20 protein-coding genes are annotated in these 23,618 nt (G+C 56.3%); 12 read left to right on the top strand and 8 right to left on the bottom strand.

Annotated elements, in window-relative coordinates:
• Positions 1-164: 164 nt before the first annotated feature.
• Positions 165-2,495 (bottom strand): Tex family protein, encoded by a 2,331-nt coding sequence (locus tag EQV24_RS20065; protein ID WP_129252537.1) that lies wholly within the window; start codon positions 2,493-2,495, stop codon positions 165-167.
• A gap of 86 nt (positions 2,496-2,581) precedes the next feature.
• The gene (gene greB / locus EQV24_RS20060; RefSeq protein WP_013099090.1) at positions 2,582-3,055 is read right to left on the bottom strand and encodes a transcription elongation factor GreB; all 474 of its coding nucleotides are present in this window, start codon (positions 3,053-3,055) and stop codon (positions 2,582-2,584) included.
• Between the two features lie 232 nt (positions 3,056-3,287).
• Here greB and ompR point away from each other — a divergent pair, with 232 nt between their 5' ends.
• Complete coding sequence (ompR, locus tag EQV24_RS20055) at positions 3,288-4,007, top strand: two-component system response regulator OmpR (RefSeq protein WP_006177890.1); 720 nt, start codon at positions 3,288-3,290, stop codon at positions 4,005-4,007.
• Positions 4,004-5,350, top strand: a complete 1,347-nt coding sequence (gene envZ, locus EQV24_RS20050) for a two-component system sensor histidine kinase EnvZ (RefSeq protein ID WP_029882169.1) — start codon at positions 4,004-4,006, stop codon at positions 5,348-5,350. Before ompR ends, envZ begins: the two co-directional genes overlap by 4 nt.
• 96 nt (positions 5,351-5,446) lie before the next feature.
• On the opposite strand, the gene pckA is transcribed toward envZ, so the two are convergent.
• Entirely contained in the window at positions 5,447-7,066 is a 1,620-nt protein-coding gene (gene pckA, locus EQV24_RS20045) for a phosphoenolpyruvate carboxykinase (ATP) (protein ID WP_014833557.1), read from the bottom strand.
• 335 nt (positions 7,067-7,401) lie between these two features.
• Between pckA and EQV24_RS20040 the strand changes: the two genes are divergently transcribed.
• Positions 7,402-9,150 (top strand): DUF4153 domain-containing protein, encoded by a 1,749-nt coding sequence (locus EQV24_RS20040; protein WP_130626963.1) that lies wholly within the window; start codon positions 7,402-7,404, stop codon positions 9,148-9,150.
• A 34-nt stretch (positions 9,151-9,184) separates the two neighbouring features.
• On the opposite strand, the gene hslO is transcribed toward EQV24_RS20040, so the two are convergent.
• The 4 genes from hslO to EQV24_RS20020 all read right to left on the bottom strand — a co-directional run bounded on the left by hslO (position 9,185) and on the right by EQV24_RS20020 (position 13,370).
• Positions 9,185-10,063: an Hsp33 family molecular chaperone HslO gene (hslO, locus tag EQV24_RS20035; RefSeq protein ID WP_013099084.1), complete on the bottom strand. Its 879-nt coding sequence runs from the start codon at positions 10,061-10,063 to the stop codon at positions 9,185-9,187.
• Positions 10,064-10,087: 24 nt separating this feature from the next.
• Entirely contained in the window at positions 10,088-10,489 is a 402-nt protein-coding gene (gene hslR / locus EQV24_RS20030) for a ribosome-associated heat shock protein Hsp15 (RefSeq protein ID WP_013099083.1), read from the bottom strand.
• Positions 10,486-11,169 (bottom strand): GMP/IMP nucleotidase, encoded by a 684-nt coding sequence (gene yrfG / locus EQV24_RS20025; protein WP_013099082.1) that lies wholly within the window; start codon positions 11,167-11,169, stop codon positions 10,486-10,488. The genes hslR and yrfG overlap by 4 nt, the downstream gene beginning before the upstream one ends.
• A gap of 62 nt (positions 11,170-11,231) precedes the next feature.
• Positions 11,232-13,370: an intracellular growth attenuator family protein gene (locus EQV24_RS20020; RefSeq protein WP_130626962.1), complete on the bottom strand. Its 2,139-nt coding sequence runs from the start codon at positions 13,368-13,370 to the stop codon at positions 11,232-11,234.
• 325 nt (positions 13,371-13,695) lie between these two features.
• Between EQV24_RS20020 and nudE the strand changes: the two genes are divergently transcribed.
• A complete protein-coding gene (gene nudE / locus EQV24_RS20010) occupies positions 13,696-14,256 on the top strand; it encodes an ADP compounds hydrolase NudE (RefSeq protein WP_102752327.1) in 561 nt (186 codons plus the stop codon).
• Positions 14,257-14,338: 82 nt separating this feature from the next.
• Here nudE and mrcA read toward each other — a convergent pair whose 3' ends face one another.
• Complete coding sequence (gene mrcA, locus EQV24_RS20005; RefSeq protein ID WP_013099079.1) at positions 14,339-16,891, bottom strand: peptidoglycan glycosyltransferase/peptidoglycan DD-transpeptidase MrcA; 2,553 nt, start codon at positions 16,889-16,891, stop codon at positions 14,339-14,341.
• 120 nt (positions 16,892-17,011) lie between these two features.
• On the opposite strand from mrcA, the gene EQV24_RS20000 reads away from it, so the two are divergent.
• The 8 genes from EQV24_RS20000 to damX all read left to right on the top strand — a co-directional run bounded on the left by EQV24_RS20000 (position 17,012) and on the right by damX (position 23,618).
• Positions 17,012-17,788: a hypothetical protein gene (locus EQV24_RS20000; protein WP_058682517.1), complete on the top strand. Its 777-nt coding sequence runs from the start codon at positions 17,012-17,014 to the stop codon at positions 17,786-17,788.
• Positions 17,785-18,273, top strand: coding sequence for a PilN domain-containing protein (locus EQV24_RS19995; protein WP_130626961.1), 489 nt, complete (start codon positions 17,785-17,787; stop codon positions 18,271-18,273). Before EQV24_RS20000 ends, EQV24_RS19995 begins: the two co-directional genes overlap by 4 nt.
• Before the next feature lie 3 nt (positions 18,274-18,276).
• On the top strand, positions 18,277-18,738 hold the full coding sequence (locus EQV24_RS19990; RefSeq protein ID WP_130626960.1) for a HofO: 462 nt from the start codon (positions 18,277-18,279) through the stop codon (positions 18,736-18,738).
• Positions 18,728-19,120: a HofP DNA utilization family protein gene (locus EQV24_RS19985; RefSeq protein ID WP_038420742.1), complete on the top strand. Its 393-nt coding sequence runs from the start codon at positions 18,728-18,730 to the stop codon at positions 19,118-19,120. Before EQV24_RS19990 ends, EQV24_RS19985 begins: the two co-directional genes overlap by 11 nt.
• On the top strand, positions 19,035-20,270 hold the full coding sequence (hofQ, locus tag EQV24_RS19980) for a DNA uptake porin HofQ (RefSeq protein ID WP_130626959.1): 1,236 nt from the start codon (positions 19,035-19,037) through the stop codon (positions 20,268-20,270). Before EQV24_RS19985 ends, hofQ begins: the two co-directional genes overlap by 86 nt.
• 286 nt (positions 20,271-20,556) lie before the next feature.
• The gene (gene aroK, locus EQV24_RS19970) at positions 20,557-21,078 is read left to right on the top strand and encodes a shikimate kinase AroK (protein ID WP_003861630.1); all 522 of its coding nucleotides are present in this window, start codon (positions 20,557-20,559) and stop codon (positions 21,076-21,078) included.
• A 57-nt stretch (positions 21,079-21,135) separates the two neighbouring features.
• On the top strand, positions 21,136-22,224 hold the full coding sequence (aroB, locus tag EQV24_RS19965; protein WP_029882162.1) for a 3-dehydroquinate synthase: 1,089 nt from the start codon (positions 21,136-21,138) through the stop codon (positions 22,222-22,224).
• A 92-nt stretch (positions 22,225-22,316) separates the two neighbouring features.
• Positions 22,317-23,618: a cell division protein DamX gene (damX, locus tag EQV24_RS19960; RefSeq protein WP_130626958.1), complete on the top strand. Its 1,302-nt coding sequence runs from the start codon at positions 22,317-22,319 to the stop codon at positions 23,616-23,618.

The following is a 23,618-nucleotide window of genomic DNA, read 5'->3' as shown; positions in this document are numbered from 1 at the left end:
TTGTTAACGGAGTGATAAATGGTGGTTTAAATATGGATATGCAATCGGTTTCATCTTTTGCGATATAATTTGTCCCCTCACCCCGGCCCTCTCCCCAAGGGAGAGGGTGTTCAAGTTCCCTCTCCCCTTTGGGGAGAGGGTTAGGGTGAGGGGCATTTACAACCTTAGCGTTTCTTACCCATCGCGGCCGCCAGCGCATCCATCATTGCGCTGTTACCCGCAGGCTGCGCATCACGCCCGCGCGGCTTCGCGCCTTTGGCGGCAGGGCGCTGCTGCTCACGGCTACCGCCGTTACTGCCGCGGCGCGCATTGGTTTCACCTGGCTGCTCGTCCAGACGCATGGTCAGCGCGATTCGCTTGCGCTGCAGGTCCACTTCCAGCACTTTCACCTTCACGATATCGCCCGCTTTGACCACCGTATGCGGATCTTCAACGAACTTGTCGGCGAGCGATGAGATATGCACCAGGCCATCCTGATGCACGCCGATATCGACAAAAGCGCCAAAGTTAGTGACGTTGGTGACGGCGCCTTCCAGCACCATGCCCGGCAGCAGGTCGTTCATGGTCTCGATGCCGTCGGCAAAGGTCGCGGTTTTGAACTCAGGACGCGGATCGCGGCCCGGTTTTTCCAGCTCTTTGATGATGTCGGTTACGGTCGGCACGCCGAACTGCTCGTCGGTGAAATCGACCGCTTTCAGGTTGCGCAGCGCGTTGCTGTCGCCCATCAGGTCTTTGAGTGCCTGCTGGGTCGCTGCCAGTATGCGCTCAACCACCGGGTAGGCTTCCGGGTGAACGGTTGAGGCATCCAGCGGGTTATCGCCGTGGTTGATGCGCAGGAAGCCCGCACACTGCTCAAACGCTTTCGGCCCCAGACGGCTTACCTTCAGCAACTGCTGGCGGTTCTGGAACTGACCGTTCTCATCACGCCAGGCAACGATGTTCTGCGCCATCATGCGGGTTAAGCCTGCCACGCGGGTCAGCAGAGGAACGGAGGCGGTGTTCAGGTCCACGCCCACGGCGTTTACGCAATCTTCCACCACCGCATCCAGCTTACGCGCCAGCTGCGTCTGGCTCACGTCGTGCTGATACTGGCCCACACCGATGGATTTCGGGTCGATCTTCACCAGTTCCGCCAGCGGATCCTGCAGACGACGGGCGATAGAGACCGCACCGCGCAGGGAGACGTCCAGGTCCGGGAACTCCTGGGCCGCCAGCTCTGACGCAGAATAGACGGACGCCCCGGCCTCGCTGACGATCACTTTCTGCGCCGTCACTTTCGGGAACTGTTTCTGCACGTCGAGGTAGAAACGTTCGGTTTCGCGGGAGGCCGTACCGTTGCCGATAGCCACCAGCTCAACGTTATATTTCTCGCACAGCGCGGCCACCACTACAGCGGCCTTCGCCGCCTGACCGGTATGCGGGTAAATGGTGTCGGTTGCCACCAGCTTGCCGGTACCGTCAACCACCGCCACTTTTACGCCGGTACGCAGACCCGGATCGAGGCCCATGGTCGCACGCAGGCCAGCAGGTGCGGCCATCAGCAGATCATGCAGGTTACGGGCAAAGACGTTGATTGCTTCGTCTTCCGCACGCTCGCGCACGGTGCCCATCAGTTCGGTTTCGAGGTGCATCAGCACCTTAATGCGCCATGTCCAGCTCACCACGCCTTTACGCCAGCTGTCTGCCGGGGCGTTATTCAGGCGCAGGCCGAGGTGATCGGTGATGATCTGCTCGCAGTGGCTCTCTTTTGGCGGCTCATCAAACTGCGGGTCGGCGTTGAGAGAGAGCTGCAGCACGCCTTCATTACGGCCGCGGAACATGGCCAGCGCACGGTGAGAAGGCACGGTTGAAATCGGTTCGTGGTGATCGAAGTAGTCGCGGAATTTCGCGCCTTCCTCTTCTTTGCCTGCCACCACGGTAGAGACGATGTGGGCGTTCTTCCACAGATAATCACGCACACGGGAGAGCAGGGCGGCATCCTCGGAGAAGCGCTCCATCAGAATGTAGCGTGCGCCATCAAGGGCCGCTTTGGCGTCTGCCACGCCTTTGTCAGCATCGATAAATTTGGCCGCTTCGGTTTCCGGGTCGTGTGACGGTTCGTTCCACAGCAGCTCGGCCAGCGGCTCCAGACCTGCTTCAATTGCAATCTGCCCGCGCGTACGGCGCTTCGGTTTATAGGGCAGATAAAGGTCTTCGAGTTCAGTTTTGCTCAGGGTGCCGTTAATGGCCTTTTCCAGATCGCTGGTCAGTTTGCCCTGTTCGCCGATGGATTTGAGGATTGCCTGACGGCGGTCTTCCAGTTCACGGAGGTAGCCCAGACGGGTCTCCAGGTTACGCAGCTGCGTGTCATCCAGACCGCCGGTGACTTCCTTACGATAACGTGCAATAAACGGCACGGTGTTCCCTTCATCAAGCAGGCGAACGGCAGCTTCTACCTGTTCGGCTCTGGCCTGAAGTTCACCCGCAATAATGCGGCAGAGCGAATCTTTCATCATGGCTTTATCATCTTGTGGGTCAAAAATCAGGGGATAGTTATACGGGCTGACACGGTAAAATGCCAGCCGTGGAGGGCGCTCTCGGACTATTTTACGTAGGTGATCTCATTGACGTACCAGCTCGCTTCTCCGGCAGGCGTCTGGACGACGGCTAAATCACCCACCTCCTTTTTCAGCAGCGCGCGGGCCATCGGCGAATCGATGGAGATGTAATCCTTACGGCCAAAAATTTCGTCGTACCCGACAATGCGAAAGCGCAGGGTATTGCCATCATCATTCTCGATCTCAACCCACGCGCCGAAGAAGACTTTGCCCTCCTGCTGCGGTGAATAATCGACAATTTTAAGATTCTCGAGACATTTGGTCAGATAGCGTACCCGACGGTCGATCTCACGCAGCCGCTTCTTGTTGTACTGGTAGTCAGCATTTTCGCTGCGGTCGCCCAAGCTTGCCGCCCAGGTGACTTTTTTGGTCACTTCCGGACGTTCTTCGCGCCACAGGTAATCCATCTCTTTTTTGAGTTTTTCGTACCCTTCGCGGGTGATCAGGGGCGTTTTCATACTGTGACCTTCAGACTCGACTTCATTGCAAACATTGCGCACATTACGTATCACGTAGTCTATCAGACAGCGTTAATAATCATTTATGTGATGAATTGTGCAGATAAGCTGCTGTTAAATATGCTTTGTAACAATTTCGACTAGAATTTATACCAGAATTCGCTGGTCGAACCCGTGCACTTTTTTAGAATACGCTGTTATTAGACTATCCGAACCTTTGGGAGTACACACAATGCAAGAGAACTACAAAATTCTGGTCGTAGATGACGACATGCGCCTGCGTGCGCTGCTGGAACGTTATCTGACCGAGCAGGGCTTCCAGGTTCGTAGCGTCGCGAACGCTGAGCAGATGGACCGCCTGCTGACCCGTGAATCCTTCCATCTTATGGTCCTCGACCTGATGCTGCCGGGCGAAGACGGGCTCTCTATCTGCCGCCGTCTGCGCAGCCAGAGCAACCCCATGCCAATCATTATGGTGACGGCGAAAGGGGAAGAGGTCGACCGTATCGTGGGCCTCGAAATTGGCGCTGACGACTACATTCCTAAACCGTTTAACCCGCGTGAACTGCTGGCGCGTATTCGGGCCGTGCTGCGCCGTCAGGCGAACGAACTGCCAGGCGCACCGTCGCAGGAAGAAGCGGTGATTGCGTTCGGGAAGTTCAAGCTGAACCTCGGTACGCGTGAGATGTTCCGTGAAGACGAGCCAATGCCGCTCACCAGCGGTGAGTTCGCGGTACTGAAAGCGCTGGTCAGCCACCCGCGTGAGCCGCTCTCCCGTGACAAGCTGATGAACCTGGCGCGCGGCCGTGAATACTCGGCAATGGAACGTTCCATCGACGTGCAGATCTCTCGTCTGCGCCGCATGGTGGAAGAAGATCCGGCGCATCCTCGTTATATTCAGACCGTATGGGGTCTGGGCTACGTGTTCGTCCCGGACGGCGCTAAAGCATGAGGCGAATGCGCTTCTCACCGCGAAGCTCGTTTGCCCGTACCCTGCTTTTGATTGTCACCTTGCTGTTTGTCAGCCTGGTGACAACCTACCTGGTGGTGCTGAACTTTGCGATCCTGCCGAGCCTTCAGCAGTTTAATAAGGTCCTGGCGTACGAAGTGCGTATGCTGATGACCGATAAACTGCAGCTGGAGGACGGCACGCAGTTAGTGGTTCCTCCGGCGTTTCGCCGTGAAATCTACCGTGAACTGGGCATTTCGCTCTACTCGAATGAAGCGGCGGAAGACGCGGGTCTGCGCTGGGCACAGCACTATGAATTCCTCAGCCAGCAGATGGCGCAGCAGCTGGGTGGCCCGACGGAGGTGCGTGTTGAGGTCAACAAAAGCTCGCCGGTTGTCTGGCTGAAAACCTGGCTGTCGCCCAATATCTGGGTGCGCGTTCCGCTGACCGAAATCCACCAGGGCGACTTCTCGCCGCTGTTCCGCTACACCCTTGCCATCATGCTGTTAGCGATAGGCGGCGCGTGGCTGTTTATCCGTATACAGAACCGGCCACTGGTCGACCTGGAACACGCTGCGCTCCAGGTCGGTAAAGGGATCATTCCGCCGCCGCTGCGTGAATATGGCGCATCGGAGGTGCGTTCGGTGACGCGCGCGTTTAATCATATGGCGGCTGGCGTCAAACAGCTGGCGGATGACCGTACGCTGCTGATGGCGGGCGTCAGCCATGATCTGCGTACGCCACTCACGCGTATCCGACTGGCGACGGAGATGATGGGCGAAGAGGACGGTTATCTCGCCGAGTCCATCAACAAGGATATCGAAGAGTGTAACGCCATCATTGAGCAGTTCATTGACTACTTGCGTACCGGGCAGGAGATGCCGATGGAGATGGCTGACCTGAACGCGGTGCTGGGCGAAGTGGTGGCGGCTGAAAGCGGCTACGAGCGTGAGATTGATACCGACCTTCAGGCCGGTGAAATTCAGGTTCGTATGCACCCGCTCTCCATCAAGCGCGCGGTGGCAAATATGGTGGTGAATGCGGCCCGCTACGGTAATGGCTGGATTAAAGTCAGCAGCGGATCGGAACTCAACCGCGCCTGGTTCCAGGTGGAAGATGACGGTCCGGGTATCAAGCCCGAGCAGCGTAAGCATCTGTTCCAGCCGTTTGTGCGCGGCGACAGCGCGCGCAGCACCAGCGGAACCGGTTTAGGCCTGGCGATTGTGCAGCGTATTGTTGATAACCATAACGGGTTGCTGGAGATTGGTACCAGCGAGCGGGGTGGGTTGAGCATTCGCGCCTGGTTGCCGGTGCCGGTGACGCGGGGGCAAGTGAAAGAGGGGTAATCGGGGTGCGGCCTGATGCCCTCACCCCGGCCCTCTCCCACGGGGAGAGGGAGAAACCATTAAAAAAGGCAACTTTCGTTGCCTTTTTGCTTTTACCTACAGCTTCGGTCCCGCACTCACCAGCGCTTCACCCGCCGGGGTATCGGTATACTTCTCGAAGTTCTCAATAAACAGCTTCGCCAGCGTTTCCGCTTTCTCACGCCACTGTTCCGGGGATCCATAGGTGTTACGCGGGTCAAGGATATGCGTATCCACGCCCGGCAGCGCCGTTGGAATAGCCAGATCAAACATCGGCAGGGTGAAGGTTTCAGCGTTATCCAGAGAACCATCCAGAATGGCGTCGATAATGGCGCGGGTATCTTTGATGGAGATACGCTTGCCGGTACCGTTCCAGCCGGTGTTAACCAGGTACGCCTGCGCCCCGGAGGCCTGCATGCGTTTTACCAGCACTTCTGCGTACTGCGTCGGGTGCAGCGACAGGAAGGCCGCGCCGAAGCAGGCGGAGAACGTTGGGGTTGGCTCCGTCACGCCCCGCTCGGTGCCCGCCAGTTTGGCGGTAAAACCGGAGAGGAAATGATACTGCGTCTGGCTGGCGGTCAGGCGGGAAACCGGCGGCAGCACGCCGAACGCATCCGCCGTCAGGAAAATCACCTTCGTCGCATGACCCGCTTTCGACACCGGCTTCACAATGTTGTCGATGTGGTAGATCGGGTAGGAAACGCGGGTGTTTTCGGTTTTGGATGCGTCGTCGAAGTCGATAGAGCCGTCGGCACGTACGGTGACGTTTTCCAGCAGCGCATCGCGGCGGATGGCATGGAAGATATCCGGCTCAGCTTCTTCAGACAGACGAATGGTCTTCGCGTAGCAACCTCCTTCGAAGTTAAACACGCCGTCGTCATCCCAGCCGTGCTCGTCATCCCCAATCAGCCGACGTTTTGGATCGGTAGACAGGGTGGTTTTACCGGTGCCGGACAGGCCGAAGAACACCGCCACATCCCCTTTTTCACCGACGTTCGCTGAGCAGTGCATAGAGGCGATACCGCGCAGCGGCAGCAGGTAGTTCATGACCGAGAACATGCCTTTCTTCATCTCGCCGCCGTACCAGGTACCGCCAATCAGCTGGATACGCTCGGTCAGGTTAAAGGCGATAAAGTTCTCGGAGTTCAGGCCCTGCTCTTGCCACTGTGGGTTGGTGCATTTGGCACCGTTCATCACGATGAAATCGGGTTTGAACGTCTGCAGCTCTTCGTCGGTTGGACGAATAAACATGTTTTTCACGAAATGCGCCTGCCAGGCCACTTCGGTGATAAAACGCACGGAAAGACGGGTGTCGGCGTTAGCGCCGCAGAAAGCGTCGACAATGAACAGACGCTTGCCGGAAAGTTGCTGGGTGACGAGCCCTTTCAGATGCTGCCAGGTTTCCGGGGAGAGCGGTTTGTTATCGTTCTTCCCTTTACCCTTGTCAGCCCACCACAGCGTGTCGCGGGTGGTTTCGTCTCGGACGATATACTTATCTTTCGGCGAACGACCGGTAAAGATACCGGTATCGACGGCGATAGCACCAAGGTTAGTCAACACACCTCGCTCGTATCCTTCCAGTGCTGGATTGAGCTCTTCCTGATACAGCGTATCGTAATCGGGGTTGTAGACGATTTCCTGGACGTCGTGAATACCATAAGCCTTGAGATCTTGCGGGGTTAAACCAGTAACACGCATATCACTGCTCCTTAGCCAATATGTACTGCCTGAAATTGTAGGGTTTTTCTGAGGTTGTTAACCGCGACGGGGCTCATAGATTTACGTATCTGGTCAAAACCCTTACTAACGGAAAACGCTGCGACTCCAGTCACAGGGCAGGCGGATTATCGCAGGAATCGCTTTTTTGTTGGGGAAAATGTTCCGAAAAGGTTAATGGCTGGTGATTTTATCGGAAAGAATGTGAATGTAATCGCATACACGTAAGAAAATTACGTAAGGGTTACAGTATGAAAACGATTCATGTCGTCCGCGGATTGATGAAACAATACGCTTTTCTGGAAAAGGGATGAGAGATGGAAAACAGTGAAACGTTATCCCCTTCAACGCGCCTGGCCATCGTGCTGGTGGGCGCTTTACAGGGGCTGATTTGCTACGGGATCAGCGAGTACATCGCGTATGCGAAATTGCCATCCTATACGGTGTGGTCTTTGTGCGTGATGCCTGCAACGGTGGCGATGACCGCCACTGTCGCGCTTTCCGTGACGTCATTCAGAAAACCGTTACTCTGGCTGGCGCTCGCGATCGTTGGCGCTGTTGTCGCCGGTATGGGCGCCTGGCTTAAGTGGAGCGTGTCCGGGCTTGAACACTGGGAAATTAAAGAGGCCGTGCTTGTCTGGGGCTTTCATCTTCTGTTGATGATGCTATTGATGTTGCCATGGCTGCAAAGGTGTCTGTCGCCTGCGACGACGGCCTCGTTCTACAGTGATTTTTACGATAAGCACTGGCACAACGCGCTGACTATACTCACTATTTTTATCTCCAACGGCCTCTTCTGGCTGGTGCTTTTCCTCTGGGCTGAACTCTTCAAACTCATTGGCATTCAGTTTTTTGATCGCCTTTTCTTCCAGTCTGACTGGTTTATTTCAGTGGCGATTGGCGTGGTTTCTGCCAGTGTCGCCGTGCTGGCGCGTATGCAGGTGCGCTTGATGCGCGCATTACAAAACCTACTTACCCTGATCGCCACCGGCCTGTTGCCTCTGATGGCGGCCTTAGCCCTGCTGTTTATTGGCGCATTGCCCGTGATGGGCTTTGAGGCCATTTCCGCACGGATATCCGCGGCGGGCCTGCTGACCGCCTTAGCGCTACTGCTCCTTTTTCTGGTGACGATTGTCTGGCATCCGCAGCGTCAGACGCTACCTTACTATGCGCTTCTCAACGGGATGGTTCGTCTCGCCATCGCTATCGTTCCCGCCTATCCGGTGTTAGCAGGATGGGCGTTATGGCTGCGCATTTCGCAATATGGCTGGTCGCCGGAGCGTCTGTATGGCGTGCTCATTACGCTGGTAGCGCTGGTCTGGGCGGTAGGATTTTGCATAAGCGTTGTCTTCTGTCGCCGCCAGGCACAAAAGCTGCAGGCGTCTGTTATCCCGCTAACGGGGTCACTTGCGCTTATTCTCCTGATCCTGATTCATACGCCGGTGCTTGATCCGTGGCGTATCAGCGTTGAAAGCCATATGGCGCGCTACCACGACGGACGCATCAACGCGGATCAGGTCAGCCTGTATATGCTCAGCAACAGCGGGCGTAAGGGACGCGAAGCCATGCAGACGCTGCAATACGATCGGCAGTTTATGGCTGAGCCAAAGCGCCAGCGTGAGCTGTACGGCCTTCTCAGCGGAAACCGGGACGGAGCAGGGAAGATGACAGCCGGGATGCTTGAGAAGCAGTTCACACTCGCACCGGGTACGTCTCGTCCCGACAAGGGGTTATGGCAGGCGATGCTGAATAACCAGTATCGATTTGATTCCTGCAGTCGCGAGCGGAAAACCTGTTTACTGATGTCGTTGGATCTGAACGGCGACGGCAAGCCTGAAGCGGTGATTTATCAGTTTAGCGACCGCACGATTGTGGTGTACACGCAAACCGGTACCGGCTGGAAGCTGGCAGGCGATACCTGGAAAATGCCTGATGGTTTATCACGGGAAGAGCTGGAACGCGCAGTGCAGCAGGGGAAGGTGAAACCCGTTGTGAAGCCGTGGGCAGATATTGAGATCTTCGGTGAACGCGTAGAGATAAACTACGATAATGCACTGGTGCGTTAACAAAACGGCTCCTTGTGGAGCCGTTGCTTTATGATCAGTGAACCTGCGGATCCGCCGGAGAGGCGTTGTTGCGGATCTCAGCGATATCCATCGAGTTGAACACATAGTGCGTACCGCAGTAGTCACAGTGCATATCGATTTCACCGTCTTCAGCCATAATGCTGTCGATCTCTTCATCCGGCAGGGTTTTCAGTGCGCCAGCGCAGCGTTCACGTGAACAGGTGCACTTAAACTCCACGGCTTGTGGATCGTAAACCGTCACCTCTTCTTCATGATACAGACGCCACAGCACATCGGTCGCCGACAGGTTGAACAGCTCTTCCGCCTTGATGGTTTCGGTCAGCGTCGCCAGGTGCTCAAAATCATTGGTCTGCGCATCCTGTGCGGGCAGAACCTGCAGCAGCATACCGCCTGCAGCGGGTTGCCCGTCTACTTCACCGGTACGGATGAACAGGCGAGTTGGCAGCTGTTCTGAACGCATGAAGTAATCTTCCAGGCAAGCGGCCAGGGTATCGCCTTCCAGACCGACCACGCCCTGATAGCGTTCACCTTCTTCCGGGGAGATGGTGATCACCAGGTAGCCATTCCCCACCAGCGTTTTCAGGTCGGCATTTTCAGGAACGTCGCCCTGAACGCGCGCGACGCCGCGCATCTGCTGCTGATTGTTACCGTTGATCACGGCCAGCGACATCGGGCCATCACCCTGCAGCTGCACGGTGATATCACCGGCAAACTTCAGCGTGGCGGTCAGCAGGCTGGTGGCAACCAGCAGTTCGCCCAACAGGGTTTTCACCGGCAGCGGGTAGTTGTGGTTTTCCAGAATCTGTTTCCAGGTTTCGGATACGGTGACCAGCTCGCCACGCACGGCGAATTGTTCAAACAGATAGCGGTGTAATTGGTCGTGTTGGGCCATAATAGTCTCTCGTGCAGGTGAGGGTTACTCGGTCTCACCGTGTTTAAATTTCATCAGATCGCGGCGCTCTTTTTTATCCGGTCGCCGGTCCGGGTGGGGCATGGTCAGCGCATTCATTTTGCGCGCCAGCGCGGTCTTTTCGCGCTTTTCAATGCTCTCAGCCGTCTCTTCATAAAGCTGTACGGCTTCAGATGCGGGCCGTCGTTGTTCGGTAATGGCTTTAATCACCACCGTTCGTTCATCGTTGCCCTGACGCAGCGTTAAGGTGGCATTCAGTTCAACCAGCTTACTCGGCTTGCTACGCTGGCCGTTGTAATGCACCTTTCCGCCGTCAATCATCTCGCGGGCAAGGGCGCGCGTTTTATAAAAACGGGCTGCCCACAGCCATTTATCCAGTCTTACCCCATCTGAGGGTTTTTCTTTCATGGCGTCTCCTTCACGGTCAGTGAGGGGATCATCTGACGATAGTCGCCCAGCCCCGGATGCCGCAGATAGCTTTTGTCCGCCAGGCCGGAGTCAGGATTGGTCACGCCCAGGCAGTAGCGAATGCCAAACGCCGCAGCGGAATCCAGAATGGGCTCGCTGTCATCAATGAACAGCGTGCGTTCCGGCTGTAAACCGGTCTCTTCCTTCACCGCATGCCACAACCGCTGATCCTCTTTCGGATAACCAAATGTGTGGGTGGAAAGTAATAAATCAAGGTGTGACGCAAGACCCGTATGTTCCAGCTTCACGGCCAGATTATGAGGATGGGCGTTGGTCAGCAAAATACGGCGCTTGCCGCTTGCTTTCAGCGCATCCAGGAAGGGCACGGTGTCCTCACGCAGTACGGCGCGCGGGCCCTGGGCGGTAGTCATGGCACAAATATCCAAACCGAGTCGTTCGCTCCAGTAGTCCAGACAGTACCAGTTTAGCGTATGTTGCACCGCGCTATATTGCGAACGAATGAATTCCTGCGCTTCTGCCGGGGAGATACCCTGCTGTTCGCCATAGGTCTCCGGGACCAGCTTTTGCCAGAAGTAATTATCGAAGGCGAGATCGAGCAGCGTGCCGTCCATATCCAGCAGGACGGTATCAACCTCCTGCCAGGCGATATCAAGATGCATAGGGGAACTCCAGCCAGAAGAAACGTGCGCGACAGGGTAGCACAACTTGTCGCGCAGCGAAGTTATCCGATCAGGCTCTCAGAGGAGGGGACCAGCTTAGGATTAAGGCAATTTTCGTAGTATTGCTGGATCTCAGCAAGCCGGGTGCGCGAACGCTGGTAACGGCGCAGGGCCATAATGCCGTTCCAGAAAATAGACACCAGCATGGCGATCATCAGCAGTGATGTACCGATATAACGCCATAAACCCGCGCTGTCAGGCATCCGGTGCAGGCCGATATGGCGCGTACCGTTGGCATCGGTAAAGATACTGGTCACAATCCCTTCGGCACTGAATGGCGTTTGCATCAGCATCTGCGCCAGACGCTGGAACTGCCCCCATTGTTCCTGAGCCGGGTAGTCGTACAGGGCAATCTGCGGATAAGGCTGATCGACCAGGTCGCTGCCTTCATCGCTGACAATCACAAAGCCGCCAGGCGCCGGGCTATTCAGCGCCTGGGCCGCACGGGTGGTTTCACGCATCACAAACGGCGCGGTAGAGGTCGCCACCAGGTTATCCAGCGATTCGGCACTCACCGGGCGCAGTAGCACGTTCACGCCGTCCAGACGACCCGCTTCGGCGCGCTTCACCAGCGAGTCCCAGTCTTTGCTGTTACCCAGGTTCACGAGCGCATTTTTAAGGCGAACGCACTCATCCTGTGCTGAACATAAATCCTGCGTTTTCAATACGATTTCGCCAAAGTCATCCAGCAGTACCATTCCGGATTTCTGAATGGCAGAACGCAGGGCAGGGCTGACGCGTGAATCATCTTCGGTTTTCGGGTGCAGCTGGCGGTTGAGCGTCTGGGTGAGCGCAGTGGCTTTATTGACGACATCCGATTCTGGCAGCGGCAACGGCGGCGCATCGTTCCAGACGATTTGCGAGCAGTCGAACGGCATGAACGGCGAGTTCTGACGGGTATTCCAGGCCCCTGGGGTGTGGATGTTACACATCCCGGTACCCTTCAGACGGAGCGTATCACCCACCCGCACGCCAGCGTCATCCAGCTGCTTAACGCTGGTGGCTTCTACGGTTTGTGCCCCTTTGATCCACGACAGGGTGAATTTGATGGGCATATCCAGCGGCACGAACAGCAGCAACAGAGCAAAGACCAGCGCTGCGCCCCCGGCGATAACCGTACTGCGTAGCCAGTGCTGAAGCGGGAAGTTTTTCACTTCATCGTGCAGGGAGAGGAAGCGCCCCTGACGCACAACATGGCGGTCAAGGTAGATATCAATATCGGTTTTATGCCCCAAATCCTGTGCAATCCATGGCTGCCAGTGGCGCGGATAGATAAGGTCAATAATCCCGAGGGAGATATTGTTGATATGTTCCTGATCGTTCTCACCGAACAGGCCCCAGCGCTTAGGGGTGCCGCGCAGGCAGTGAATTTCACGCAAAGAGGTTTTGGCTGGAGGCGCAAACAGCCCCCACAGCCCGGCGGCTAACATTAGCAGCGCACCGCCCGCGAGCCACGGGACAAACACATCCGGCGTCAGCAGACAGAAGAAAAAGAGCAGGAAGGCGGCCACAATCAGGACCGCCTCGCGAATGCCATCCGGACGACTCAGGGCGTGCTCTTCATGAGTCTCCTGACGAATGTTCAGCAGTTCAATTTGCTCGGTCTCTTCACCGCGAATGGAGGCCTGCTTTGAACTCGCGCGTTCCAGCGCAAAGCGCGGTGCTTCATGAATGTATTCATTCAGCGTATGGCCGTTCAGGGAGATGACCAGCGGCAGCGAATCGGTATGGATAAGCTCAACGCTGTTTTCGTCATTAATGTACTGCTCCCAGGAGGGGGGCAGATGCACTTCAACGGAGTCGAGGTAGTAGCGCCATTTATTGGGATCGTCCGTCGTGATGCCATAACGGGTGATGGAGCGCGTCACGCAGAGCACGGTGTCGCTTTGTGCGTTCAGATTGAGGGTGACCGGCGCAGCAGTAGCCCCCGTTGGCCCGGGCGTTAACTGGGAACGGTTGAGGGTTTCGAGATAGTTCTCAACAGCATCGCGCTCTTCTTGCGTGAGTTTACGCGTTGTGGCACCGGCAAAGGCCGTTAAAAAGGGCAGCCTGAAACGACGCTGTACGCGACGCCTGTATACCCACCCTGCAACTAAAGCGCCGGCCAGCATAGCAGCGAGAACGATCAAAATGGTGCTCATGCTTTCCCCATCTTACTTTATCTTCTTACAGGTGTAGTCAGTGCACCTTTAACAATGAATGAGAGTCTGTGGTTGGCTATCGGCAAGCATGGAGTCGAACTTGAGCATTCTGCAGCGCATCCCAGTGACCGATGATGATAGCAAAGCCTGTCATGGCGCGATATCAGCAAATTCCTGGAAACATTTCAACCTCTTGACATTTGTTTTGATTTGAGGATTGATTCCTGTCAGGTTGCACAAATGTAAATAAAGAACAATTGACATTGCCGAAACCGTGCGGCGTATCGCACAATAAAGTCAGTTCACACTTCAAAGACCCGTCAAGATGAGCAAACCACTACAAAAACCCACCATTCTGAGTGTTGAAACTGTCGCGAAATCCCGGCTGTTTAATGTCGAAAGTGTGGACCTGGAGTTCAGCAACGGCGTGCGTCGCGTTTATGAACGTATGCGTCCCTCATCGCGTGAAGCGGTGATGATCATCCCCATTGTTGATGAGCATCTGATTTTGATCCGCGAATATGCAGTGGGCACGGAATCTTATGAGCTGGGTTTCTCGAAAGGGCTTATTGATCCGGGTGAAACGGTCTTTGAAGCAGCAAACCGCGAGCTGAAAGAAGAGGTTGGGTTTGGCGCGAAAGAGCTATCGTTCCTGAAAAAACTGAGCATGGCTCCCTCCTATTTTTCCAGCAAAATGAACATTGTGGTGGCTGAAGATCTCTACCCTGAATCGCTGGAAGGTGACGAGCCGGAGCCGCTGCCCCAGGTTCGCTGGCCACTGGCGCACCTGATGGATTTGCTGGAAGATCCTGACTTCAATGAGGCGCGTAACGTGAGCGCGCTGTTCCTGGTGCGGGAATGGCTGAAGGGGCAGGGGCGGCTGTAGTGGCCTGATGCCCCAACCCTCTCCCGTGGGAGAGGGAGCAAACACAAAAACGGCAACCCGAGGTTGCCGTTTTGCTTTGGAGTCAGAACAGCTCGTGCGTCTCGCCGTTATCAATAATCTCTGTACCCACCTCATGTACCGCCTGCGTGGTTGGCTGCGTACCTTCGATGAAATACTCCTCACGGCTATTGCCACCGTTGGCTAACTGCCCGGTGCTGCGGTCGATATTGACCGTGACCACGCCCGGCGGTGGCGTCAGTGGCTGCTCCGGCACGCCCTCAAGAACGGATTTCATATAGGCATCCCAGGCCGGTTGCGCACTTTTGGCCCCACCTTCGTAGCCGGAAATCTGATCTTTAATCGCGCCAGACGCCGTGGTGCGGCCTAAATCGCGGCGGTGATCGTCAAAACCGATCCAGACCGAAGTCACCACGCCCGGACCGTAGCCGGAGAACCAGGCATCTTTCGAGCTGTTGGTGGTCCCGGTTTTACCGCCGATATCGTGGCGCTGTAAATCACGCCCGGCACGCCAGCCGGTACCCTGCCAGCCCGGTTCACCGAAGATGTTGGTATTCAACGCGCTCTTGATCAGGAATGACAGCGGGGTGTTGATCACATGTGGGGCATACTCCTGCGCACCGCTCTGCGCCACCAGCGCCTGGTTTGCCTGTTCCAGCTGTGGCTGCGGCACCACGCCGTTCGGCTGCTCCTGCGACACGGCGACATCTTCCATGTCCTTGTTTTCAAGCACGTCAGACTTCGGCGTATTGCCGTAAATCACCGGGATATCGCACTCCGCACAGGCAATTTTCGGTTTCGCTTCGAACAACACACCGCCCTGGTCGTTTTCGATTTTACTGATGAAGTACGGGTCGATCAGGAAGCCGCCGTTGGCCATGACCGAATACCCCCGCGCCACTTGCAGCGGCGTGAACGATGCCGAGCCTAACGCCAGCGATTCGGTGCGCACGATGTTCTGTGCCGGGAAGCCAAAACGTTGCAGATACTCTGCCGCGTAATCGACGCCCATCGCACGCATTGCACGCACCATCACCACGTTTTTCGACTGACCAAGCCCCTGACGAAGGCGAATAGGACCTGCGTATTCCGCAGGCGAGTTCTTCGGCTGCCAGTCGGAACCGGCACCGGCATCCCAGCGAGAGATCGGCACGTCATTGAGGATACTGGCAAGCGTTAAGCCTTTATCCATCGCCGCCGTGTAGAGGAACGGTTTGATATTCGAACCGACCTGACGCAGCGCCTGCGTCGCGCGGTTGAATTTGCTCTGGTTGAAATCAAACCCACCCACCAGCGCCAGCACGGCACCGTTTTGCGGGTTAATGGAGACCAGCGCGGAGTTGACGTCTGGCACCTGCGCCAGCCACCAGGCATCGCCCACCTGACGCACCCAGATTTGTTGTCCGGTTTGTACGACATCGGTCACTTTGCGTGGCGTTGGTCCCTGCAAGGTGTCAGAGCGGTACGGACGCGCCCAGCGGATCCCGTCCATACGCAAGGAGACTGAGGTGCCATCCGCAAGCGTTGCAACGGCTTCCTGAGGCGTGGCCTGCGTCACCACCGCAGGCAGCAGCGGGCCGTAGGTAGGCAGCGCTTTCAGCGTACTGGTGATTTTTTTACTGTCCCAGGCGCTTTCGCCCACCTTCCACAGCACGTTGGACGGGCCGCGATAGCCGTGACGCATATCGTAGTCCATCACGTTATTTCTCACCGCATCCTGTGCCGCCTGCTGCCCTTTACGGGTAACCGTGGTGTATACGCGATAACCATCTTCATAGGCCTTATCCCCATAGCGGCTGACCATTTCCTGGCGAACCATTTCGGTCAGATACGGGGCAGAGAAGGCGATCTCCGGCGCATGGTAGTTGGCGTCGATGACATCGTTGCGTGCCTGCTCATATTCACTCTGGCTGATGTAGCCTTCGCTCAGCATACGTGAAAGAACGACATTGCGACGTGCGGTGGCGCGATCGAGCGAGTAGAGCGGGTTAAACGTGGACGGGGCTTTAGGCAGGCCGGCAATGGTCGCCATTTCGCTTAAGGTCAGTTGCTCCACGGGCTTGCCGAAGTACACCTGTGCCGCAGCACCCACGCCATAGGCGCGATAACCGAGATAGATCTTGTTGAGGTAAAGCTCAAGGATTTCGTCTTTACTCAGCAACTGCTCAATGCGGATCGCGAGGAACACCTCTTTTATCTTACGGATCAGCGTCTTTTCAGGGCTGAGGAAGAAGTTACGCGCCAGCTGCTGCGTAATGGTACTTGCCCCCTGAGAGGCATGCCCGGAGAACAGCGCAACGCTTGCGGCACGGAAAATCCCCACCGGGTCAACGCCGTGGTGCTCGTAAAAACGGCTGTCCTCTGTGGCGATGAAGGCCTTCACCATCACAGGGGGAATTTGGTTTAAGGTCAGCGGGATACGGCGTTTTTCGCCGTACTGCGCCATCAGCTCGCCGTCGGCGCTGTAGACCTGCATTGGGATCTGGAGCCGCACATCACGAAGCGTAGCGACATCAGGTAGCTGCGGCTCAATATATTTGTACAAACCATAAATCGAGCCTGCTCCCAGCAGAATGCAACACACTGCAAGGATTAATAAATACTTTACGAACTTCACCGGAGATTTCCCATCTGGTTTCACTTGGGCAGTTTCTAAACAATCGCGCGGTAGTATAAAGGCAAGCCTGATTCATTGATATAGCCGTCACGGCGACGGGCGATAAGGAGATCGTGAAGCATGGCTTTCAAAACATGGCAAACGGGCGTTCATATTCAACAAGATAGGGTGCTGATTGTCGCGCTGGTTCGTGAGCGTCTCAGCTGGTGTCTGCGCCGCTGGTGGGCGATACCGCTGACGGAAGGCATCATCCTCGACGGGAAAATTTGTCAGCCAGAACAATTGCTTGACGCATTACGCGGCTGGCGGCGTACGTTGCCGCATCAGCACCGGGTGTTTCTCTCATTTCCGGCGGCGCGTACCCTGCAAAGATCGTTGCCCCGCCCGGCTATCGCCCTGCGCGACAGCGAACAGCTCTCCTGGCTAGGGGCTGCGCTCTCGCGTGAGCTGGAGATGTCCCCTGATGCGCTGTGCTTCGATTACGCACAGGACACGTTCAGCAACACATTTCATGTCACCGCTGCGCAAAACAAAGAGGTTGAAACACTACTGACGCTCGCGAAAACGCTGCATTTACGGCTGGTGACGATTACCCCGGATGCCAGCGCGCTGGCAAATTTTCTTCCTGCGGTGGCACCGGCGCAGTGTGTCGCGTGGCGAGACGAACATCAGTGGTTGTGGGCAATGCGCCACCAGTGGGGGCGCCGCTTCGCTACCGAGGCCAAAAGCGTGGCTGAACTGGCGGCACTGCTGGCTCTCGCGCCGGACGATATCGCGCTGTTTGATAGCCAGCGCGACCCGTGGGAAATCCTCTCTCGCTGTCAGCCCCCGCTGCCGGAGTGCGGTGCCGATTATGCCGTCGCGCTGGCGCTGGCCATGAGCGAGGTGCCTGAATGAGCATGACCAATCTTCTTCCGTGGCGACAGCAACGACGCGCGCGCCGCCTGCGGTTCTGGGGAGGGCTGTCTGCGGCCACCTGTATTCTGACGCTGGCAACGGTCTTCAGTCTGAGCATGCACGCCCACCTGAAACTGCACGCCCTACAGGCTGAACTGGCGGGCATGCAAACCGTGCAGCGCACGCTGTCTTCTCGTCTACCTCTTGCCACACCCGCTCCCACGCGCCAGCTACAGCGTATGGCGTGGCACCCGGTACTGGCGTCACTCTCCGATGCCATTCCGGCGCAGGCCTGGTTCACTGAGCTTCGTTACCAACCGCCCTCTTTGATGATTAACGGCTATGCCTCAGCACTGCCCGCCCTGTCGGCAATGGGTGATGCTCTGCGACAAATAGCGGGTTTTACCCCAGGGTCAGCAGGGGAGATACGGCAGGATAATCACGGGCGCTGGATGTTCACTTTTCAGCTCACAGGCCAGGGGTAACGTGTGAACAGAATATTTGAACGCTGGTGTGAGAGCCGTCGCCGGTACCGGTTCCTGTGCGGTGGGCTGGGCGTTGCCTTGTTGTGGGGAACCGCATGGGGCCTGTTCCTGAGGCCGCTTAATTCACAGCTTGCTGCGCTTCAGAAGCAAATGACCGACGCCGTCCAGCGCCATGCGACGCTCTGGCCTGTCGCCAGCAACGCGCCGCGCCGGACACCAGAGCCTGACGCACGCCCGGTGGTGCGCTTTTCCCCGCTGGATTTTCAGGCTGATGGCGCAACGCTGGTGCACTGGAAACCCCTTCCGGGCGGTGGAGAGCTGGCGCTGGATGCCGAGTGGCCAGCAATCCTGACGGCTTTCGCCCGGCTGGCGCAGCAAGATGTCCGGATTGCCGCCTTTACGCTTGCGCCCCAGGGCGCGGCGTTACGTCTGCGAGTGCAACTGGAGCTAGACCATGCGAAATAGCCTGCGCTACCTGCTGGTTTGCTCAGTGCTGTTACTCACCGGGATGCGCGATCCGTTTCATCCGCCCGACGATCCCTGTGCCGTTGGCGAGCTGACGCAGTGGCACTATCGCGGCATGGTCGGCGGGGTTGGCCTGTTGCAGGACGGGAAACAGCGCTGGTATCGCCTGCACTTAGAGGAACGTTTACCGGCGGGCTGGCGGGTCAGCGCAATGAATGAGACGCAACTCGTCATAAACGTGGGTGAAACCTGTGAGCCAGCGCAATGGACATGGCAACGAGAAGGAACGAAAAAATATGAATTTAAGGATAACGCTGCTGTTACTGACGATCGTCACTCCGCTGGCCGCCGCACCGAAGCCGGTCACGCTGGTGGTGGATGACGTTCCTGTGGTTCAGGTCCTGCAGGCGCTGGTGGCGCAGGAGAATCGTAATCTGGTGGTGTCACCCGACGTAAGCGGCACTTTATCGCTCAGTCTGACGCATGTTCCGTGGCGACAGGCATTACAGACGGTGATCGCCAGCGCAGGGCTGGTTATGCGCGAGGAGGGCGGCATTTTCTATGTCCATACGGCGGCCTGGCAGCGCGAACAGCAGGAGCGTAACGCACAGGACCGGGCCCGCAGGCAGCTTGAGGCTCCGCTGCTCTCGCAAAGCATTTCGTTTTCATACGCAGATGCCGGGGAGCTGCAAAACGCAGCGGAAAAACTGCTCAGTCCGAAGGGCAGTCTGTCTCTTGATAAACGCACCAACCGGCTGCTGGTCAGGGATAATAAAGCCGTACTGGAGACGCTACAGCGCTGGGCAACACAGATGGATATTCCCGTCGAGCAGGTCGAACTGGCGGCGCATATCGTCACCATCAACGAAAAAAGTCTGCGGGAGCTGGGGGTGAAATGGAATCTTGCCGAGGCCACTGAAGTGGGCAAGGTTGGGCAAATGACAACTCTTGGCAGTGATTTGTCCGTGGCCAGCGCCACCAGCCATGTGGGGTTTAACATCGGGCGTATTAACGGCAGGCTGCTGGATCTGGAGCTGTCAGCACTGGAGCAAAAACAGCAGGTCGATATCATCGCCAGCCCGCGACTGCTGGCCTCACACATGCAGCCAGCCAGTATCAAACAGGGCAGTGAGATCCCATACCAGGTCTCCAGCGGGGAGAGTGGGGCCACCTCTGTGGAGTTCAAAGAGGCGGTATTAGGTATGGAGGTCACCCCAGTGGTGCTACCGGGCGGGCGCGTGCGCCTGAAATTACATATCAGTGAAAATATGCCGGGGCAGGTGTTGCAACAGGCTGATGGCGAAACGCTGGCTATCGACAAACAAGAAATAGAGACTCAGGTGGAGGTAAAAAGTGGAGAAACGCTGGCGCTGGGCGGTATTTTCTCGCAAAAGAATAAAACCGGGAGTGATAGCGTACCCGGGCTCGGTAAAATCCCCTGGCTTGGGCAGCTTTTTCGTCATGACGGTAAAGACAACGAACGGCGTGAGTTAGTGGTGTTTATAACACCACGTCTGGTGGCTATTCACTGACGGGTAACGATCCCCGCAATGATTTTGCATTCAGTTTGTTGCAGATGTTTGACGTGGGGCATGAATTAGCATACAAGGAGTACCGATTTGAGTTGGACTGACGTCTTGTTGTCTTATGCGTCTGGTGCGGTGATTTAATCAGTTGCCAAACAAGCCGGAGTATTGAGATAATTTTTAGTCTGACTCTCGCTCTATTGCATATGAGGTTTCAGTTCATGTCCTGCTACGCCGGGTGTCTGCGAAGCGGGGATTACCATTAACGAATAGTCTTAGTAGTACCGAAAAAATGGCAGAGAAACGCAATATCTTTCTGGTTGGGCCTATGGGTGCCGGCAAAAGCACTATTGGGCGTCAGTTAGCTCAACAACTCAATATGGAATTTTACGATTCTGATCAAGAGATTGAGAAACGAACCGGAGCTGATGTGGGCTGGGTCTTCGATGTAGAAGGCGAAGAAGGTTTCCGTGACCGAGAAGAAAAAGTGATCAACGAACTCACGGAAAAACAGGGCATCGTGCTGGCGACCGGCGGCGGTTCTGTAAAATCTCGCGAAACCCGCAACCGTCTCTCCGCCCGTGGCGTAGTGGTCTATCTTGAGACGACCATTGAAAAACAGCTGGCACGTACGCAGCGCGATAAAAAGCGCCCGCTGCTGCAGGTTGAAACGCCACCACGCGAAGTTCTGGAAGCGTTGGCCGATGAACGCAATCCTCTGTACGAAGAGATTGCTGATGTGACCATTCGTACTGATGATCAGAGCGCTAAAGTGGTTGCAAACCAGATTATTCATATGCTGGAAAGCAACTGATTCTGGCTTTATATACACTCGCCTGCGGGTAAAAGCATTAAAGGTGGATGTCGCGTCATGGAGAGGATTACAGTTACTCTCGGGGAACGTAGTTACCCTATCACCATCGCGGCTGGTTTGTTTAACGACCCAGCTTCCTTTTTACCACTGAAAGCGGGTGATCAGGCGATGCTGGTCACCAATGAGACGCTGGCTCCGCTTTATCTTGACCGCGTTCGCCACCTGCTTGAGCAGGCGGGCGTGAAAGTCGACAGTGTAATTCTGCCCGATGGCGAGCAGTATAAAAGCCTGACGGTACTGGATACCGTCTTTACCGCATTGCTGCAAAAACCCCATGGTCGCGATACGACACTGCTTGCTCTCGGCGGCGGTGTTGTGGGCGATCTGACGGGCTTTGCGGCAGCAAGCTATCAACGTGGTGTCCGTTTTATTCAGATTCCGACCACCTTACTGTCTCAGGTCGACTCTTCCGTTGGCGGCAAAACCGCGGTCAACCATCCGCTCGGCAAAAACATGATTGGCGCGTTCTACCAGCCTGCTTCGGTGGTGGTGGATCTCGACTGTCTGAAAACCCTGCCAGCACGCGAACTGGCCTCTGGCCTGGCTGAAGTGATCAAATACGGCATTATTCTCGACGGTGAGTTCTTTAACTGGCTGGAAGAGAATATGGATGCGCTGCTGCGCCTGGATGAGGCTAAACTGGCATACTGCATTCGCCGTTGTTGTGAGCTGAAAGCAGAAGTTGTTGCAGCAGACGAGCGTGAAACGGGCTTACGTGCTTTACTGAATCTTGGGCATACGTTTGGCCACGCGATTGAAGCCGAAATGGGTTACGGAAACTGGCTCCACGGTGAAGCTGTCGCTGCTGGCATGGTGATGGCTGCCCGTACCTCCGAACGTCTGGGTCAGTTCAAACCGGAAGAGACGGCACGTATCATCGCACTGCTGGAACGTGCTGGCTTGCCGGTAACCGGGCCGCAGGAGATGTCGGCGCAAGCGTATTTACCCCACATGATGCGCGATAAAAAAGTATTGGCAGGTGAGATGCGTCTTGTACTCCCGCTTGCAATAGGGAAGAGTGAAGTGCGCGGCGGAGTGCCGCACGATGTCGTTCTTGGCGCTATCGCTGATTGTCAGCAGGCGTAACAACTAGAAAGGTCAGGCCACTGTTACCGGTGGTCGTTTAGCTTCAGGCGAAATGCAAAGTCGTAGGCATAAGCCTTTGAGTGGGGTGTTAAATGGATGAATTCAAACCAGAAGACGAGCTGAAACCCGATCCCAGCGATCGTCGTACTGGTCGTTCTCGTCAATCTTCAGAACGTGATAACGAGCCGCAGATCAACTTTGACGATGTTGATCTGGATGCAGACGATCGTCGCCCTTCACGTAGCCGCAATGCGCGTGATGAGCGAGAAGAAGAGGATTATGAGTCCGAAGAAGATTCAATGGACGAAGAGCCAGTAGAGCGTCGCCCGCGTAAACGTAAAAAAGCGGCCGCGCAGAAACCGGCCTCCCGCCAGTACATCATGATGGGACTGGGCGTTCTGGTGCTTGTGCTGCTGATTGTCGGCATTGGCTCCGCGCTGAAAGCGCCTTCCACGAATTCTGGCGAGCAAACGGCTTCCACTGAGAAGAGCATCAACCTCTCCGGTAACGATGCGGCAGATCAGGCAAATGGTGCACAGCCAGCGCCGGGGACCACCTCCGCAGAGCAGACCGCCAGTAACACAACGACGGCGCAGGATGTTTCCCTGCCGCCAGTCTCTTCTACCCCCGCTCAGAATCAGGCACCTGCCACGCCAGAAGGCCAGCAGCGTGTAGAAGTTCAGGGCGATCTGAACAACGCGCTGATGCAGCCGCAAAACCAGCAGCAGGTGGATAACGTCGTGGTGAACTCTACGCTGCCAACTGAACCTGCAACCGTTGCGCCTGTTCGCGGTGGCAACGCTCAGCCACAAACCGCAGCAACGGAAAGCAAGCCGCGTCAGACTCAGACTGCACCACGTCAGGAACGTAAGCAGGCGGTCATTGAACCTAAGCGTGAAACCAAACCTCAGGCTGTGGTAAAAGCACCAGAAGTCAAAGCGACCCCGGCGCAGCCGAAACGGACTGAAACCGCTGCGGCAAGCGAGCCCGCAAAAGCGCCAGTGACGCAGACTGCACCGAAAGCCACGGCGACCACCACTGCACCTGCGGCGACAACGGCTCCAGCTGCAACCGCCACTGCATCGGCTGGCACAACCGGTAAAACGACGGGCAACGTCGGTTCACTGAAATCTGCGCCATCCAGTAACTACACGCTGCAGCTGAGCAGTTCGTCCAACTATGACAACCTAAACGGTTGGGCGAAGAAATCGAATCTGAAAAACTACGTGGTTTATCAGACGACCCGTAACGGGCAGCCGTGGTATGTGCTGGTGAGCGGTGTGTATGCTTCTAAAGATGAAGCGAAACGTGCCGTGGCGACACTGCCAGCAGACGTTCGGGCGAAAAACCCGTGGGCGAAGCCCATTCATCAGGTTCAGGCCGATCTTAAGTAA

Source organism: Enterobacter sp. A8, from assembly GCF_004296595.1.
In the GTDB taxonomy this organism is placed as follows: Bacteria; Pseudomonadota; Gammaproteobacteria; order Enterobacterales; family Enterobacteriaceae; genus Enterobacter; species Enterobacter cloacae.
This window is presented reverse-complemented; position numbering and strand designations above follow the sequence as displayed.